Raw genomic sequence first — 16317 nt, forward strand, 5'->3', positions numbered from 1 at the left:
TCACCGGCGGGCGTTTGCTTATCGCAAGCCGAGGCTGCGAGCGCAGCCGCAAGGAGAAAGACAGTTCCCGAGCGCGATGACATGAGCGGTTCCAACCAGATGTGGGGCGGACGATTTGCCGAAGGGCCGGCCGCGGTCATGCGCGAGATAAATGCCTCCATACCCTTCGACAAGCGAATGTGGCGGCAGGACATCCGCGGCAGCCAGGCGCATGTCGCGATGCTCGCCAAACAGGGCATCATCGGCGCCGATGACGCCGCGGCGATCGCGCGCGGGCTCGAGACGGTCGAGGCACATTACGAGCAGGCCGGCGTCGCCGAGGATCTCGCGCTCGAAGACATCCACATGCAGACCGAGGCGCGGCTGGCCGACGCGATCGGCCCCACCGCCGGCCGGCTGCACACCGCGCGCAGCCGTAACGATCAGGTGGCGACCGATTTCCGCCTGTGGGTGCGCGACGCGATCGATCAGACGCTCGCCGCGCTCACTGCCTTCCAGCGCGCCTTGCTCGACCGCGCCGAGGAACATGCCGCCAGCGTGATGCCCGGCTTCACGCACCTTCAGTCGGCGCAGCCGGTGACGTTGGGCCATCATCTGATGGCCTATGTCGAAATGGCGCGCCGCGACGTCAGCCGCTTTGCAGACGCGCGGGTGCGGATGAACCTGTCGCCGCTCGGCTCGGCCGCGCTTGCCGGCACCGGCTTCCCGGTGGATCGTCATGCCACCGCGGCGGTGCTCGGCTTCGATGGGCCGACGCGCAACTCGCTCGACGCCGTCTCGGATCGCGATTTCGCAATCGAGTACCTGACCTGCGCGGCGCAATGCGCGCTTCACCTGTCGCGGCTGGCGCAGGAGTTCGTCCTCTGGGCCTCGCAGCCGTTCGGCTTCGTCGCGCTCAGCGACCAATGGTCGACCGGCAGCTCCATCATGCCGCAGAAGCGCAATCCCGACGCGGCCGAGCTGGTGCGCGGCCATGCTGGGCGGATCACCGGCTGCCTCGTCAGCCTGATGGTGACGATGAAGGGGCTCCCGCTGGCCTATTCAAAGGACATGCAGGACGACAAGCCGCCGGTGTTCGAATGCCACGACCTGCTCGGCCTCTGCCTTGCGGCGATGACCGGCATGGTCGAAAGCGCGACCTTCCGCACCGATCGCATGCGCGCGCTGGCGGAAAGCGGCTTTGCCACCGCCACCGATCTTGCCGACTGGCTGGTGCGCGAGGCGGGTATTCCCTTCCGCGAGGCGCACCACATCACCGGCCGCGCGGTCGCCCGGGCGGAAGCGACGGGCGTCCGGCTCGACCAGCTGCCAATCGAGGATCTCACCGCCATCGATCCGCGGATCGACGCGCGCGTCTATGACGTGCTGTCGGTCGATGCGTCGGTGGCCAGCCGAACCAGTTTCGGCGGCACCGCACCCGACAATGTGCGCGCCGCGATCCGTGAAGCACGCGAGGCATTGGCATGAAGGCAGTCGTTCTCCTCGCCGGCACACTCCTGCTGGCGGCCTGTGGCTCGTCGCGCGGGTTGCGGCCGGCGGAGGGAGAACATCTGCCCGTCGCTCCTTATGGCGCGACCGCCACGCCAACCCCGGCCGACCTTCTCACCCCCTCGCCGCAAGCCCGTCCCGGCCGCAGCGACGAAGTGCTGCGCAATTCAGAACAGCGCCGCAGCGACGAATTCGACCTCCCGCCAAGGTAAGCAATGGATCATTTCGCACTCGTCAACGGCGAGCTTCACTGTGAAGCCGTCCCGCTCTCGCGCATTGCTGCAGAGGTGGGCACGCCGGTCTATGTCTATTCCGCCAACACCCTGCGCACCCAGGCCCGCCGCTTCCGTGATGGCCTGAAAGACGTGGCGAGGGTCCATCTCGCCTACGCCATCAAGGCGAACCCGAACATCGCCGTGCTGAAGGTGCTGGCGAGTGAAGGCTATGGCGCCGACGTGGTGTCCGGCGGTGAAATGGCGCGCGCGCTCGCCGCGGGGATGCCGGCAAAGGACATCGTCTTCTCCGGCGTCGGCAAGACACGTGCGGAGCTGGTCAAGGGGATCGAGGCCGGCATCGGCCAGTTCAATATCGAGCTGGAAGAGGAAGGCGTCGTCCTGGCAGAGTTGGCGGCAGCGCGCGGCAAGACGGCCAGCGCGGTGCTGCGCGTCAATCCAGACGTCGACGCTGGCACCCACGCCAAGATCTCGACCGGCAAGCGCGAGAACAAGTTCGGCGTCGCGATCGACGAGGCCGCGGGCATCTTCGGCCGGCTGTCGCAGCTCGACGGGCTGAACCTGCGCGGCGTCGCGATCCACATCGGCTCTCAGCTGCTGAACCTCGCACCGCTCGAGGCGGCCTTTGAGCGGATCGGCGCCTTCGTCGCCGAGCTGCGCGCCGCCGGGCACACGATCACTCATGTCGATCTCGGTGGTGGCCTGGGCGTCACCTACAAGGACGGCGACGTGCCGCCCGACCCGGCCGATTTCGGCGCGATGGTCGCACGCATCACGCGCGACTGGGACGTGACGCTGATGTTCGAGCCTGGCCGTGTCATCGCGGGCAATGCCGGCGTGCTGTTGACCGAAGTCATTTGGGTGAAGCCGGGTGTCACCAACCCTTATGTCATCGTCGATGCGGCGATGAACGATCTGGCCCGCCCGGCCCTCTACGATGCCTGGCATGATTTCGCGGCCGTTCATCCCACGGGTGAGCGGATGGTCGCCAATATCGCGGGGCCCGTATGCGAGACGGGTGACACGTTCGCGCGCGACCGCGAGATCGACGTGGTGAAGTCCGGCGATCTGGCGATCTTCCGCACGGCGGGCGCCTATGGGGCGACCATGGCGTCGACCTACAATTCGCGCCCGCTGGTGCCCGAGGTGCTGGTCGACGGCGACCGGTACGCCGTCGTGGCGGACCGGATTTCGGCCGAGACGATCCTCGCTGCCGAGCGCGTGCCGGACTGGCTGTGACGCTCCACAGCCTGCCGATCTTCGTCCGGCTGAGCGGCCGGGCGGTGATATTGGTGGGCGAGGGAGAGGCGGCGGCCGCCAAACGGCGGCTGCTGGAACGCGCCGGCGCCGTCATTCTGACCGAGAGCGAGCGCCCGGCATCGCCTGGCGACGATCCGCGACTGGCCATCGTCGTGGATGATGAGCCGGCCGTCGCGCGGCTGAAGGCGCGCGGCATCCTGGTCAACGCGGTGGATCGCCCCGAGCTGTGCGACTTCACCCTGCCGGCGATCGTCGATCGCAACCCGGTCCTGGTGGCGATCGGGACGGGCGGCGCATCGGCCGGGCTGGCGGCAGCGCTGCGCCAGCGGCTGGAGGCGCTGCTACCGATGAACCTTGGCCGGCTGGCTGACGCCCTGTACGCGGCGCGCGGCGTGTGGCGCGGGCGCTTTCCGGATGCCACCGCCCGGCGCCGGGCCATCGCTGCGGCACTCGCGCCCGGCGGAACGCTCGATGTGCTGCGCGACTTCGCCGATGATCAGGCACTACCGCCCACGCGGGAACCTTCCGATGGCGGGGAACGTCGTGTCGAGCGCATGGTCCTCACCTCCCCCGAACCCGACGATCTGACGCTACGCCAGGCTCGGCTGCTGGCGAATGCCGACCGGGTGACTCACGGCGCGAACGTGCCGGCGGCGATTCTCGATCGTGCCCGCGCCGATGCCGACCGGCTGCCATGCGCCGTCCCCCCGGTCGATCTGCCCGGCCTCACCGTCGATGTGAGAATGGCGTGAGCGGCTTTGGCTATCGCGTCGGTGCTGACGAGGCGGAGAAGGTTTCGGTCCGCGACGCGCTGGCCAGCGATGCCCCGATGGTGTGGGTGCACCTGACCGATACGGCGGAACATGCGCAGGCGTGGCTGCGTGATGAGGCAAGGCTGCCCGACTATATCGTCGATCCGCTGACGGCGCAGGAAACGCGTCCGCGGTGCGATGCGATCGACGAGGGCGCCTTCCTGAACCTGCGCGGCCGCACCGACGAGGAGCTCGATTCCTCCGACATGCTAGCCTCGGTCCGGATCTGGGCCACCAAGGGGCGTGTGATCTCGGTCACGCGAAAGCATCTCTTGGCGACCGACGTGGTCGAACGCGACGTGGCGGGCGGCCGGGTGCGCGACCCCGGTGACCTGATCGCAGCCTTCGCAACGGCCATCACTGGCGATCTCGACCCGGTAGTCGCCGATCTCGGCGACGATCTCGACGATTGCGAGCAGCAGCTGGACGCCAAGAAGGTGTTCGCCCTCCGCCGCAACGTCACGCGGGTCCGGGTGGAAGCGATCAATTACCGGCGCTTCCTCAACCCGCAGCGCGCCGCGCTGGAGCAGATGGCGAAGATGGACGGCGACTGGTTGCAACCCGACGACCGCGCCCACCTGCTCGCTGCCGCCGATCGTGCCGCGCGGATGGCGGAGGAGGTGGAGGCGATCCGCGAACGGTCAAGCCTGATGCACGAGGCATTGACCGATCTGCGCGCCGAGCAGCTCGATCAGCGCAGCCTGATGATCTCGATCGCAGCAATGGTGTTCCTGCCGCTCACGTTCATCACCGGTCTATACGGCATGAACGTGGAGGGTCTGTGGCTCGCCAAGGAGCCCTGGTCCTTCAACGCCATCGTCGCGTTGTGCGCGGCAATCTCGATCGTGGTCGTCGCCTGGTTCGCCGGACGGCACTGGCTGCGCTAGGCCCTACCCCTGCCGGTCAGGCCGCGCGTGCCGCCCGCCACGCTTCTGCGATCTCCGACAGGGTATCCGCCACCTCGCGAAACGGCTTGCCATCCTGGCCAAGGCTCGCCTCGATCACCTGCTTGCGCGCGCCGCTGTAAAGGCGGGCGAGCGTCACGGACACCTCGCCCCCACGCTCGAAATCCAGGTTCGCCTCCAGCGCGAACAGGATCGCGGTGGCACGCGTCACCCGCTCGCTCTTGACCGCGAACTTGCGGTTCTCCGCCGCCCAGGCCGCCACGCGCAGCGCCTGGCACAATTCGTCGTAGAGCAGCTGCACCAGCGCGGGGCCATCCGCGTTGGCGGTACGGCCGGCCAGGTCGATGCGACGGTACGTCTGCGCCGGATCGCGCAACAGGGCGGACGCATAGGCCATCAATTATCGCTCTTGGTCCACGCCTTGATCTGGTTTTCCATGAACGTCTGCGTCGATTTGTAAGCGGCGACGCGCGCGTTCATCGACGCGAATTGCTGGGTCAGCCGCGTCGTCATCTTCTCCTGCTGCAGCGTCAGCTTGTCCTGCTGATCGACCAGGTCGCTCTTCGCCTGATTGTAGCGCGTCGTCGACGCACCCAGGCCGTAGAGGGTGCTGGTGGCATTGAGCTTGATCGAGTTCATCGCCGCAAGCGCGCCGGTACCATCGGACGAGTTGGAGAACATCGCCTCCAGCGCGCCGGGAAACTGGTTGATCGCCTGCGTCAGGCGGTCGGTGCCGACCGACAGGGTGCCGTCGCGGTTAGTCCCGACTCCGATCTCGGCGAGCGTGCGCGGCGTACCCGGCGCGGCGTTCGGCAGGAGGTCACGCAGCGACAGCGACTTCAGGCTGCTCAGCATGTTCTTGGCGCCGGTGTCGCTGCGCAGTTCGCCCGTGATCGGGTCCGTCTGCTTCTTCAACTCGGCGAACACCTGATTGTAGGTGAAGACGAAGTCCTCGACGGCGTTGGTCAGCGCCGCGGTCGGCGTGGACGAGGTGAGCGACACCGGCGCGGTCGAGGTCGACAGCAGGTCCAGCTTCACGCCCTCGACCAGGTCCGTGATGGTGTTGGACGCGCGCTCCACCCGAATGCCATCAACCGTCAGCACGGCGTTGCCGGCCGTGCTGGTGATCTGCATGCCGCTGCCGGTCGGGCCGACCGCGAACTGCGACAGCTTGGTCGACGGGTCGATCGACGTTTCCAGCGTGAACGCCTTGGCGCTGCCGGTGTCCCCCTTCAGCGACAGATAGGCGCGGCCATCGGCATCGGTGACGACGGACGCAGTGACGCCCGCCTTGCGCGCGTTGATCGCGGCGGCGATCGTGGTGATCGAGGCGTCCTTCACCTCGATCTCGATCGGATCGCCCACCGCGTCCACACTCGTCATCTCGCCGGTGACAGGATCGAGCACCGCACTGCCGACCTTCAGCACGAAGGTACCCGATCCCAGGACCTCGGTCTTGCTGGCGACGCTCGCCTTGGACACCGCCGCCTGTGCGGTCGCCAACTGCTCCACACCGACACTAGCGCTGAGCCCCGTCAACTTCGCACCGGTGATCGGTGTGGCGGTCAACACGCCCGGGCTGGAGCTGACCGGCTGCGACTGGAGCGTCCCGCTCTTCACCAGCGTCTCGAGCGCCGTCGTGAAATCGGTGATCATGTTCTTCAGCGTCGACACGCCGGACAATTGCGCGGTCAGTTTATCGGACCGGGCGGTAATCGCCGCATTCTTGGCGGCGAACTGCGCCTGAACCAGACTGGTGACCAGCGTGTCGGTATCGACGCCAGATCCGGTGTTGAGCGAGGTCAGCAGCGCGCTCGCCGCCGACTTGGTCACGCTCGTCGTGCTGGGCGTCGGGGTCGGTGTCGGCGTGGCGCCGCTGCTCGAGACGGTGGTCATGACGTCAGACTAAACGGCCGCGCGCCGCAAAGATTTAGCGCTTTGCGCCGGACCGGCGGCTGTTCCCTGCCCTAGTGCAGCGCGACGCCATTCTCGTCGAAGCGCGCGCCGGGCGGAACGTCGATCGGCGGCAGCGGCGCACCGCCAGCGTTCAGATTGAAGACGAACGCCAGCACCGTCGCGATCGCCATATAAAGGTCATCGCGCACCTCCTGGTTCTCGCGACTGGTGTAATACACCGCACGCGCGAGCATGGGATATTCGAGGATCGGCACCGCCATCTCGCTCGCCAGCTCGCGGATCGCCAGCGCGGTCGCGCCGCGGCCCTTGGCGACCACCACCGGCACCTGGTCGCGTCCGCGATCGTAACGCAGCGCCACCGCAAAATGCGTCGGGTTGGTCAGCACGACATGCGCCTCGGCAACCGCACCGCGGGTGGAGCGGGACAGCATCGCGTGCTGGCGCGAGCGGATCTGCGCCTTCACCTCGGGATTGCCCTCGCTCTCCTTGTGCTCGTCCTTCTGTTCCTGCTTCGACATGCGCAGCTTCTTCATGCGCTGGAACATCTGCAGCGGTACGTCGAGCAGCGCGATCGCGACCAGCCCCATGGACATGACGATCATCAAGGTGGTGAGCGTACCGCCCAGCGCATCAACCGCAGCGCCAAGGTCCGATCGGGCAAGCCCCAGCGTCGTGCGCGCACTGCTCATCAGCAGCCACACGCCGATCGATCCCAGCAGCGCCACCTTGAGCAGCGACTTGCCCAGCTCGATCCAGCCATTCATGCCGAAAATGCGCTTCAACCCGGAGGCGGGATTGATGCGATTGCCCTTGGGCGCCAACAGCCCGGCGTTGAACTGGAGCGAGCCGAGCGCCGCCGAACTGGCAACGCCAGCCGCCATCACGATCGCGAAGAGCGTCCCGAACGCAGGCAGCAGCTTCCACCCGGCCGCGGCAAGCGGGCGAAACGGCTGGAAATCCTCCACGTCGCCGCGGGTGAACTGAAAGCTTTCGGCCATCACGCCCTTGCACGCGGTGATCAGCATCGGCCCGAAGAAGACGAGCCACGCCACCCCCGCCAGCGCGACGAGCGCCGTTGCGAACTCACGTGATTTGAGGACGTCACCCTTTTTCCGCGCGTCCTTCAGACGCTTGGGTGTCGGGGCTTCTGTCTTTTCGCCGAACTCGTCAGCCAAGTACCAGGCTCCGTGCCGCTTCCAGGCCCTCGCGCACGACGACCAGCATGTAATCCCCCATCGCCGGGAAGGCCGCCGCCATCGCGATGACGCCGACCGCTAGGCTCGCCGGCAGGCCGATCGAGAACAGGTTCAGCGCCGGTGCCGACCGCGAGATCATACCGACCACCAGATTAAGGCAGAGTAAAAGGAAGCCGACCGGCAGCGCGAGCAGCAGGCCGGCAAAGAACGCATAACCGCCAAACAGCGCAATATCGCGCAGCTGGCCGGGCGCGAGCCAGGCAGCACCGGGCGGCAGCGCGGTATAGCTGCGCGCCACCGTATCGACGAGGACAAGGTGCCCGTCGACCGACAGGAACAGCAGCGTCAGCAGGATCGACAGAAACTGGCCGATCGCGGGGGAGGAGCGGCCGGTATTGGGATCGACCATGTTGGCAAAGCCGATGCCCATCGAACCGCCAATGACTTCGCCGGCAATCAGCGGCGCCGCAAAGGCGATCTGGAGGATGAAGCCGAGCGCCAGCCCGACCAGCGCCTCGGCCGCAATCGCCAGAAAGGTCGCGACGGCGAACACCTGCGGCGGCGGTGTCACGTCATGCATCCCCAGCACCAGCACGCCGACGGCGCCGGCCAGGACGACGCGTACCTGTACCGGGACCGAGACATTGCCGAACACCGGCGCCGCGACAAAGGCCGCGCCGACGCGCACCATGACGAAGATCAGCGCCCACAATTGCGGCTCGATCGACAGGCCCAGCCCTAGCATCGCCGCGCCGCCCGGCCGGCCATTGCCGCCGCGTGCAGGTCGAGAACCCTCGTCACCGGCCTATCGAACCAGGTCGGGAATGCGTTCGAAGATCGAGACGGTGAAATCGCTGAGCAGCCCCAGGATCATCGCGCCGAAGATCACCAGCGACAGGCCGACCACGATCAGCTTGGGCACGAAGCTCAACGTCTGTTCCTGGATCGAGGTCGCCGCCTGGATCATGCCCAGGATCAGGCCGGAAACCAGCGCAGGGATCAGGATCGGCGCCGCGGCGAGCGCCAGCACCCAGAGCGTCTGGTTCGCTACGGTGAGGAAATAATCTGCGTCTACCATGCTGAATGTCCGACTTCTCACCTGCACCATGCGCTCGGTCGGCGCGGCTTGCGTGATCGCGCTACGTGGCGAAGCTGTTGGCCAGACTACCCATCGTCAGCGCCCAGCCATCGACCAGCACGAACAACAGCAGCTTGAACGGCAATGAGATGATCGTCGGGCTGAGCATCGCCATGCCCAGCGCCATCAGCACGGTGGCAACCACCAGATCGATTACCAGGAACGGCAGGAAGATCAGGAAGCCGATCTGGAACGCGGTCTTCAACTCGCTGGTCACGAACGCGGGCAGCAGCACCGAATAGGGAATGTCATCGGGTGTCGCATAGGGGCCCGACTTTGCCATTTCGGCAAACATCGTCACATCCTTCACCCGCGTCTGCTTCACCATGAAGGCATGGAGCGGTGCACCGGCGGTCTTGATCAGGTCGGTGCCGCCCATCTGCCCGGCGGCATAAGGCTGGATCGCAGTGGTGTTGATCTGGCTGATCACGGGCGCCATCACGAACAGCGACAGGAACAGGCTGAGGCCGATCAGCACCTGGTTGGGCGGCGTCTGCTGCAGGCCCATCGCCTGGCGCAGGATCGACAGCACGATGATGATCCGGGTGAAGCTGGTCATCATCAGCAGGATGCCCGGCAGAATGCTGAGCAGGCCCATGATGATAAGGACCTGCAGCGACAGCGACATCGAGCCCGAGCCGTTCGGCCCGCCGCCAAGCTGCCCCAGCGCGCGATCCACCGCATCCCCTGCTCCCGGTGCGGCAGGTGCCGGCGCGACCGGCGCGCCCTGTGCCAGCGCAGGCATGGCGACCAGCACCGCAACCAGGAAGGCAAAGGCGATCAACAGCACCTTGCCCCACGGGAACGCCACCGGGCGGCGGTGCTCGACATCGCGGAACAGGGCCGGGCCGTTGCCGACGCGGGTCACGCTCACGAAAGGGTCCTCGGCGCGTCGGCACGATCGACCAGCGTCACCCCGCCGCGGCCGACCGACACCAGCAGCCGCTTGCCTTCAAATTCCACCACCGCGAGCCGCAGCCCCGGCGAGATCATCATCGTCTCCTTGACGTTGATGAGGCGCGTATCGGTACGTCCCGGCATGCGGCTTTCCAGCCGCCGCCACAGGTACAGGCAGCCGATCATCAGACCGCAGACGAGCGGCAGCAACACGATCAGCTTCAGGATATAGGACCACATCATCGCAGATGATCAGCCGCGCTTGTCGGGATTGACGAGCTCGGTCATGCGCACGCCGAAGCGGTCGCCCACCGTCACCACTTCGCCCCGGCCGATCAGCGTTCCGTTGACGAACACGTCGAGCAACTCGTTCGCCTGCCGATCCAGCTCGATAACGCTCGATTCACCCAGTGCCAGCAGCTCGCGCAGCGTCAGCTGGGTGGAGCCGATCTCGACCGTCAGCTTGACGTCGACGTCCTGCAGCAGGCGGAAATTCGCGGCGAGGGCGCCATCGCCCATGTCCTTTGGCGGGAAGCCGCCGCTCATGTCGTTCACTGGGTCAATCCTTCGAGAGAAGCGAGCGAGGTCAGTTTGATCGCCGCATGGCCGTTCGACGTCCCCACCGTGCCGGTGCCGAGGCGATCGTTGCCGACCATCACCGGCACGTCCTGGCCGAAGCTGATCGGGATCACGTCACCGGGCTGAAGCGACATCAGCTTGGACAGGCGAATCGTCGGTTCCGCGAGGACCGAGCGCACCGGGAAGCGGATGTTCATTGCCGCGCGGGTCAGCGCCGTCTGCCACAGGGCATCCTCGGCCGCCGCCTTCGCCACGACCTTGCCGGTCAGCGCGGTGCCGTGCGGCTTCAGAGCACTGACGGGATAGACGATGTCGACAAAGGCCGGCTTTTCCTGTCCCGGCGCGATACCGAACCGGGTGACGATCATCGCGTCATCGCCGTCGAAATCGGCGAGCATTGAGGCATTGGCCTCGCACCGCCCGATCGAGAATGACACGCGGGCCAGCGGCTCCCAGGCGGCGGTCAGCGGGCGCGCGATCATGTCGCCCAGCCGCGCGACCATCGCCTCCGCCGCGGGTGAGAATTCGCGCGGCATGTCGGCCGGCGCGGCGCCCGTGCCACCGAAGAACAGGTCGAGCAGCTCCAGCACGAACTCGCCGTCCAGCACCAGCAGCGCGGTGCGATCGTCCATCCCCATCGGCAGCCACGCAGTCAGCCGGTCAGGGCGCTCCGCGCGATAATCGGCGAACCGCTGCACCGCGAGCGGCTCCGCCCAGGCCCGCACCTCTTCGCGCAGCAACGGCTCGAACACGCCGCGCATCCCCCGGGCGAGACGCGCCGAGAGATGCTGCAGCGTGTGCAGGTCGCCGAACGGATTGAGCTTTGCTTGCCCGAGCACGCCGGCCTGAACCGGCCGTGCGCGGGATCGCTCGCGCCGTTCGCGCGGAGGAGAGGACGTGGCGTTAACCATGCACGTTCACTGAACAACGAAATTGGTAAAGTAGACGTTACCAACGCCGCCAAAGCCTTCCTTTTGCTTCAACGTCGTGTTGATTGCGCCCTCCAGCCGCTTGGCCAGCGCCATCTTCCCGGCGGAGGAAAAGACCTGGTCCTCGGTGGTGTCGCCCAGCGTCATCAGGATCGCGGAGCGGATCGCGATATCGTTCGCCTTCAGGTTCTGGATGACCTTCTCATCATACGGCGTCGAGATGGCGATTCCGACCTGGATGAAGTGCACCGAATCCTGGAGATTGGCGGTAAACTCCTTTTCCAACGCGTAATAATTGGACGCGTAGGGGCCCGCCGCGCCTTCCGGCGTCGGCTTTTCCTCGCCGCCGCCATGCCCGCCTTCGTCGCCCTCTGGCGCGGGCTGCGCACCCTTGGGCACCAGCTTGGGCTTGTTCGGATCTTCCGCATGGGCAGCGCCGACGAGGCCGGATCCGGCCGCATAGAGGCCGGCACCGACCCCCCCGCCGACCAGCACGAGGCCGCCGACCGCCATCACGATGATCTTGCCCAGCTTGCCCTTCTTCTTGGGCGCGCCCTCGGCCTGTTCCTTGTCACTCATTGGTCAAACGTCCCTGGTGTTCACGCGATTCGGTCGTCGTCCCCGCCACCGGCATCGCTGGTGGCGAGATGGGTCGAACGGTTGGATGTGGCTGGCGCGCCGGTCGGCGTGCGCTGCGCCTGTGGCTGCTGCTGATGCTGCTGCCCGGTGCTGCTGCCATCGCCGAGATGCGCCGACAGCTTCAGCCCGCGCGCCTCCGCAAGCTCGACGAGCCGCGGCTGTGCCTCGGCTAGGATCTGCCGGGTTTCGGGGCTCTGTGCGATCATCTGCACCGCGACCGCATCACCCTCGCGGCGCAGCGACACGTCGATCGCGCCGAGCTTGTCGGGCACCAGCCGGATGCTGGTATCCACAGCGTCCAGCGCGTCGCGGATCATCTCGATCCGGCCGATCATCTTCATTGGCCAGTCGTTGCTGGTCATGACGATCGGCGCAGCCGCCATAAGGTCGCTTCCGACTGCGGCCGACGAAGCAATGCCCACCGATGCGATCAGTCCTTCCGCAGGATCAAGGCGGCGCTCGTCGCGCACTGCCTGGTGAATGGCAGCGGCGAACACCTGCGCCGCGGGCGCGATCGCGGGCACGGCTGCAGGTTGCGGCACGGCCTGAGGCGCGAGCGATGGCACCTGAACCACCGGAGCCGTCGGGGTCACAGCTGAACCGCGCCCCGCCTGGCCCGCGCGGTCCGAGATGATGGTGACTGGCGACAGAAACGGCGCGTCGCTCTCGAGGGCCACCTTCTCCGGAGATTGAACACCGACAGTGACCGGCGGCTCGCCTGCTGCGCCCAAACTGGCGCGAGGAACGGCGGCCGCAGCGATTGGCGCCGTTGAACGCGTGACAGACGCATCGCCCGAAGCCGGACTTGCCTCGACCGTGGCCGCCCGCGGGGTCACGACCGCGTCAACAATCGCCGGCCTGCCAACCAGTGGTTCGACGTTCTCGGTGTCTGCTGCCCCGACCATCAGAGCGCCGCGGACGGCTGGCGTCGCGTTCGCGGCAATCACCGGACGATCAGCTAGCAACGGCGCCATCACCGGATCTGCGTCCGACGCGGCATGCCCCTCGCTGACCTGAGGTGCAGCGACCATGTGGTCCGTCGATTTCAAGGGATCGTCGCGGCCCACCTCATGCAACGCCGCATCTTGAAGCACCGAGGCAGTGGCATGCGCAACCAGCGGCGGCAGCTCCACGGCGGGAAGAGCGACCGACGCCATGAGCGACGCCCTGCCACTGGCAAGCGTGGGCGCAGCCATCTGACCGCCGTCGCCTGCAATCGCGGGCAAGTCGGGCGTAGGAGCCGCCTCGCTCGCCAACGGCGCTGCGCGTTGCGGCAACGCGGCGACGCCCCCAACGGTGGTGGCGGCGGTGTCAACATCTCCGGCACCGGGGATCGCACCCGGCAGCTCAATCGGATCAACCTCGTCAGGCTCACACATCAGGAACGGCAGCGGCGCTGCAATCGCGGCCGTCGCAGCAGCGCCACGGGTCACCGGCGGCTCAACCCCTGCCGCATCGAACGACGGCGGCAACACGTCACACATTGGCATCGCGAGCCACGGCGCAAGCGCTTCGCCGTGCGACAGATCCTCGCTGCCGGGGCTTGCCGGCAAGGTCTTGCCGCCTGCCGCCTCGGCTTGCCGCGTGCCGCCGGTACCCGGTTCGATCATCGGCGCCATCTGCAACAACGACGCGAACAGCGCCGCCTCAGCCGGCATCGCCGCGCCCCGTCCCGCTATCGGCACCGACAGCGCGCCAGCCACTGGAGCCTGAGAATGGAAGGAGATCAACGTCATCGCGGCAGTCGGTCACTCGTCGTGAAGAACCGACCTAATGATCAGCAAGGATCGTGCCGAACCTTGCGCGTCGGAGGCGCATCTTGCAGCGCCCGGATGGCGCGCAGCGCCGCCTCTGCCTCGCCACGCGCGATCAATTTTTCGACCGCACTCTGGTCGCGCTTCGCCGATCGCGTGGCTTCGCTCGCGCGGTCCGCTTCCGCCGCCGCCGTCCGCACGCGGTTCTCGATCACCTCGGCATTGCGGTGCAGCTTCTCGCGATAATGCGCCATCGCCGCAAAGGAGACGGCAGCGCCCGGCCCTTCTCCCGGCGCCACGGCGGAGGCGAGCTGTGCGATCCGCTGCGACAGCGCGGTCTCGCTCGCGACCTGCTCATGCGCACGGCTTTCCGCCGCCCGCGCCATGCCCAGTTGCAGCGTGCGCACGCGGTGGAGGCGCTGGAGCTTCTTGTTATCCATCGCCGAAGACGCCGGTCAGCTCGGTCACCGCATCGTCCAGCGAGACGCTGGCGTCAGAATCCTGCCGGATGAACTCCATCACTGCCGGGTGATAGGCGATCGCCGCATCGATCGCGGGATCGGCGCCAGCGCGATAGGCCCCCATCAGCACCAGATCGCGATTCTCCTCATAGGTCGCCAAATGCCGGCGCAGAACGCGCGCGGCCTGAACATGCGACTTCGCCGCAATGTCGGTCATCACGCGGCTGACCGATTTGGACACGTCGATCGCGGGATAGACGGCATGTTCGGCCAGCGCGCGGCTCAACACAATATGGCCGTCGAGGATCGAACGCGCGGAATCGACCACCGGATCATTGCCGTCATCGCCATCGGCCAGCACCGTGTAGATCGCGGTGATCGCACCGCCGGTGTTCACATCGGTCCCGGCGCGCTCGATCAGGTTCGGCAGCATCGCGATCGCCGACGGCGGATAGCCGCGCGCCGACGCCGGCTCGCCCAGCGCGAGCCCGATCTCACGCCCGGCATGCGCCACACGGGTCAGCGAATCCATGATGAGGAGCACGTTCTTGCCCTCGTCACGAAACGCCTCCGCAATCGCAGTCGCGCGAAGGGCGCCACGGATGCGCAGCACCGGGGAATGATTGGCCGGCACCGCGACGACCACCGAACGCTGGCGCGCCTCGCCCGCGACCTTGGTTTCCAGGAAGTCGGCAACTTCGCGGCTGCGCTCGCCGATCAGGCCGATGACGATCACGTCCGCCTTGGCCGCCCGCACCATCATGCCCAGCAGCACCGACTTGCCGACCCCCGAGCCCGCCATGATGCCGACACGCTGGCCCTTGCCGATGGTGAGAAGCCCGTTGATCGCGCGCACGCCGACATCCAGCGGCTCGAGCACGCGGCCACGATCGAGCGGCGACTGGAGCTTGCCGGCCAGCGGCCAGCGGCCGGCGCCGCGGATAGGACCCAGCCCGTCGATCGGATTGCCCGCGCCGTCGACCACCCGGCCGAGCAGCGCCTCGCCCACTTCCGCCTCGCCCGGCGCGCCGGTCGGGCGCACCGGCATCTGCGGCAGCAGCGCGGCGGGGCCGCCAAGGTTCATCAGAAGGGTGCGGCCATTGCGAAAGCCGATTACCTCCGCCTCCACACCGACACCCGCATCACCGATGCGGCAGACCGTGCCGACCGGCAGCGTCAGCCCGACCGCCTCCATCAAAAGGCCGTCATAGGACGCCAGCCGCCCCGCGACCTTCGGCGCAGGCCGGAAATCGGCATTGCCCAGCGATTCCAGATAATCGGCAGTGAAGCGGTGGAGCATCTACTATCCTGGAAAAAAGCGGCCCGTCCAAATGGTCGCTGCCAGCGAGCGGACGGGTCAGAGCGCGGGAACGGCAACCTTCTCGAGCGTGCTGGTCAACTGTTCGAGCCACAGGTCAGGGCCATCCTCGACAATGGTGGAAGCCGCCTCGAGCACGAAAGACCCGCGCCCAAGCGACGCGTCACCGACGGAAAAGATCGTGTCGGGAAGGCGTCCGTCCAGCAGCGCGACATCGTCCGGGTGCACGCGCAGGATGGCGCTTTCCGACTGGTCGGCCAGCAGATCCGACGCCGCTTCCACCCGCCGGGCGAGCAGATCGCCCGAAATGCCGACCTGGTCGATCAGCCCGCTGACAAGGTGCAACACCGTCTGGCGCAGCTGCGCGGCGGTCCGCTCGCGATCGACGCGCTGATCAGATCGAAGCGCCGCAAGGATCCCCTGCACCAGCGCCGAGTCACGCTCGACCGACGCGGCATATTCGGCCCGCGCAGCAGCATAGCCGGCATCGAAACCGGCCTGATGCGCCTCTGCCAGCCGATCGATCATCGGCACGTCCGCCATCGCGGCGACGACCGGATCGATGTGCGCCGTTTCGTCCAGAGCCTCAGCAGCCGCTGCCTCGGCGTGATCCTCTGCCCCATCCGCCATGCCATGCGGTTGCGACGAGGCGCAGAACGCCTCCTCGATCCGCGCGATCATGTCACCGGGCGAGAAGCCCGGCGCGCGTTCGGCAAACACCCTCTGCAGGCGAAGCGCGGCATCATCCTGGCGCGGCGCGAAGCCGGCGACGAACACATTGGCCCCTGTCC

Annotated in this window: 19 protein-coding genes; 5 read left to right on the forward strand and 14 right to left on the reverse strand. The window is 67.2% G+C overall.

Going from position 1 to position 16317, the window contains the following annotated elements; genetic code table 11:
- The first annotated feature begins 99 nt into the window (after positions 1-99).
- From argH to L8F96_RS04600, 5 genes are read left to right on the forward strand one after another with little or no spacing between them, the layout of a single operon-like run.
- On the forward strand, positions 100-1467 hold the full coding sequence (gene argH / locus L8F96_RS04580) for an argininosuccinate lyase (protein ID WP_334655635.1): 1368 nt from the start codon (positions 100-102) through the stop codon (positions 1465-1467).
- The gene (locus L8F96_RS04585) at positions 1464-1700 is read left to right on the forward strand and encodes a hypothetical protein (RefSeq protein WP_046407832.1); all 237 of its coding nucleotides are present in this window, start codon (positions 1464-1466) and stop codon (positions 1698-1700) included. The genes argH and L8F96_RS04585 overlap by 4 nt, the downstream gene beginning before the upstream one ends.
- 3 nt (positions 1701-1703) lie before the next feature.
- Entirely contained in the window at positions 1704-2960 is a 1257-nt protein-coding gene (lysA, locus tag L8F96_RS04590) for a diaminopimelate decarboxylase (protein WP_046407831.1), read from the forward strand.
- Positions 2957-3733: a precorrin-2 dehydrogenase/sirohydrochlorin ferrochelatase family protein gene (locus L8F96_RS04595; RefSeq protein WP_334655249.1), complete on the forward strand. Its 777-nt coding sequence runs from the start codon at positions 2957-2959 to the stop codon at positions 3731-3733. The genes lysA and L8F96_RS04595 overlap by 4 nt, the downstream gene beginning before the upstream one ends.
- Positions 3730-4680 (forward strand): CorA family divalent cation transporter, encoded by a 951-nt coding sequence (locus L8F96_RS04600; RefSeq protein ID WP_334655250.1) that lies wholly within the window; start codon positions 3730-3732, stop codon positions 4678-4680. The genes L8F96_RS04595 and L8F96_RS04600 overlap by 4 nt, the downstream gene beginning before the upstream one ends.
- A gap of 16 nt (positions 4681-4696) precedes the next feature.
- Here the strand turns inward: L8F96_RS04600 and fliS are convergent, their stop codons facing one another.
- The 14 genes from fliS to L8F96_RS04670 all read right to left on the reverse strand — a co-directional run bounded on the left by fliS (position 4697) and on the right by L8F96_RS04670 (position 16303).
- Complete coding sequence (gene fliS, locus L8F96_RS04605; protein ID WP_334655251.1) at positions 4697-5095, reverse strand: flagellar export chaperone FliS; 399 nt, start codon at positions 5093-5095, stop codon at positions 4697-4699.
- A complete protein-coding gene (fliD, locus tag L8F96_RS04610; RefSeq protein WP_334655252.1) occupies positions 5095-6594 on the reverse strand; it encodes a flagellar filament capping protein FliD in 1500 nt (499 codons plus the stop codon). The genes fliS and fliD overlap by 1 nt, the downstream gene beginning before the upstream one ends.
- Positions 6595-6665: 71 nt before the next feature.
- Positions 6666-7790: an EscU/YscU/HrcU family type III secretion system export apparatus switch protein gene (locus L8F96_RS04615; protein WP_334655254.1), complete on the reverse strand. Its 1125-nt coding sequence runs from the start codon at positions 7788-7790 to the stop codon at positions 6666-6668.
- On the reverse strand, positions 7783-8556 hold the full coding sequence (gene fliR / locus L8F96_RS04620; RefSeq protein ID WP_136450736.1) for a flagellar biosynthetic protein FliR: 774 nt from the start codon (positions 8554-8556) through the stop codon (positions 7783-7785). The genes L8F96_RS04615 and fliR overlap by 8 nt, the downstream gene beginning before the upstream one ends.
- A 60-nt stretch (positions 8557-8616) precedes the next feature.
- Positions 8617-8889 carry a flagellar biosynthesis protein FliQ gene (gene fliQ, locus L8F96_RS04625; protein ID WP_046407818.1) on the reverse strand — a complete coding sequence of 91 codons (273 nt, stop codon included), beginning with the start codon at positions 8887-8889 and terminating at the stop codon, positions 8617-8619.
- Positions 8890-8950: 61 nt separating this feature from the next.
- Entirely contained in the window at positions 8951-9817 is an 867-nt protein-coding gene (gene fliP / locus L8F96_RS04630) for a flagellar type III secretion system pore protein FliP (RefSeq protein WP_417158943.1), read from the reverse strand.
- A gap of 2 nt (positions 9818-9819) precedes the next feature.
- A complete protein-coding gene (locus L8F96_RS04635) occupies positions 9820-10089 on the reverse strand; it encodes a FliO/MopB family protein (protein ID WP_046407814.1) in 270 nt (89 codons plus the stop codon).
- A gap of 9 nt (positions 10090-10098) precedes the next feature.
- Positions 10099-10401, reverse strand: a complete 303-nt coding sequence (fliN, locus tag L8F96_RS04640; RefSeq protein WP_046407812.1) for a flagellar motor switch protein FliN — start codon at positions 10399-10401, stop codon at positions 10099-10101.
- Positions 10398-11264: a flagellar motor switch protein FliM gene (locus L8F96_RS04645; RefSeq protein ID WP_314471631.1), complete on the reverse strand. Its 867-nt coding sequence runs from the start codon at positions 11262-11264 to the stop codon at positions 10398-10400. Before L8F96_RS04645 ends, fliN begins: the two co-directional genes overlap by 4 nt.
- Before the next feature lie 78 nt (positions 11265-11342).
- Positions 11343-11933, reverse strand: coding sequence for a flagellar basal body-associated FliL family protein (locus L8F96_RS04650; protein WP_046407807.1), 591 nt, complete (start codon positions 11931-11933; stop codon positions 11343-11345).
- Between the two features lie 20 nt (positions 11934-11953).
- Entirely contained in the window at positions 11954-13729 is a 1776-nt protein-coding gene (locus L8F96_RS04655; protein ID WP_334655263.1) for a flagellar hook-length control protein FliK, read from the reverse strand.
- Positions 13730-13770: 41 nt separating this feature from the next.
- On the reverse strand, positions 13771-14187 hold the full coding sequence (locus tag L8F96_RS04660) for a hypothetical protein (protein WP_046407803.1): 417 nt from the start codon (positions 14185-14187) through the stop codon (positions 13771-13773).
- Entirely contained in the window at positions 14180-15508 is a 1329-nt protein-coding gene (locus L8F96_RS04665) for a FliI/YscN family ATPase (RefSeq protein ID WP_334655265.1), read from the reverse strand. The genes L8F96_RS04660 and L8F96_RS04665 overlap by 8 nt, the downstream gene beginning before the upstream one ends.
- A gap of 57 nt (positions 15509-15565) precedes the next feature.
- Positions 15566-16303 carry a FliH/SctL family protein gene (locus L8F96_RS04670; protein ID WP_334655267.1) on the reverse strand — a complete coding sequence of 246 codons (738 nt, stop codon included), beginning with the start codon at positions 16301-16303 and terminating at the stop codon, positions 15566-15568.
- Between the last annotated feature and the right edge of the window lie 14 nt (positions 16304-16317).

The sequence above is a fragment of the Sphingomonas panaciterrae genome, from assembly GCF_036890205.1.
Classification (GTDB): domain Bacteria; phylum Pseudomonadota; class Alphaproteobacteria; order Sphingomonadales; family Sphingomonadaceae; genus Sphingomonas; species Sphingomonas panaciterrae.

Bases quoted from the DNA above. Each gene is read 5' to 3' on its own strand.
- argH (WP_334655635.1), top strand. From the start codon at position 100: ATGTGGGGCGGACGATTTGCCGAAGGGCCGGCCGCGGTCATGCGCGAG.
- L8F96_RS04585 (WP_046407832.1), top strand. From the start codon at position 1,464: ATGAAGGCAGTCGTTCTCCTCGCCGGCACACTCCTGCTGGCGGCCTGT.
- lysA (WP_046407831.1), top strand. From the start codon at position 1,704: ATGGATCATTTCGCACTCGTCAACGGCGAGCTTCACTGTGAAGCCGTC.
- fliS (WP_334655251.1), bottom strand. From the start codon at position 5,095: ATGGCCTATGCGTCCGCCCTGTTGCGCGATCCGGCGCAGACGTACCGT.
- fliD (WP_334655252.1), bottom strand. From the start codon at position 6,594: ATGACCACCGTCTCGAGCAGCGGCGCCACGCCGACACCGACCCCGACG.
- fliR (WP_136450736.1), bottom strand. From the start codon at position 8,556: ATGCTAGGGCTGGGCCTGTCGATCGAGCCGCAATTGTGGGCGCTGATC.
- fliQ (WP_046407818.1), bottom strand. From the start codon at position 8,889: ATGGTAGACGCAGATTATTTCCTCACCGTAGCGAACCAGACGCTCTGG.
- L8F96_RS04635 (WP_046407814.1), bottom strand. From the start codon at position 10,089: ATGATGTGGTCCTATATCCTGAAGCTGATCGTGTTGCTGCCGCTCGTC.
- L8F96_RS04650 (WP_046407807.1), bottom strand. From the start codon at position 11,933: ATGAGTGACAAGGAACAGGCCGAGGGCGCGCCCAAGAAGAAGGGCAAG.
- L8F96_RS04655 (WP_334655263.1), bottom strand. From the start codon at position 13,729: ATGACGTTGATCTCCTTCCATTCTCAGGCTCCAGTGGCTGGCGCGCTG.
- L8F96_RS04660 (WP_046407803.1), bottom strand. From the start codon at position 14,187: ATGGATAACAAGAAGCTCCAGCGCCTCCACCGCGTGCGCACGCTGCAA.
- L8F96_RS04665 (WP_334655265.1), bottom strand. From the start codon at position 15,508: ATGCTCCACCGCTTCACTGCCGATTATCTGGAATCGCTGGGCAATGCC.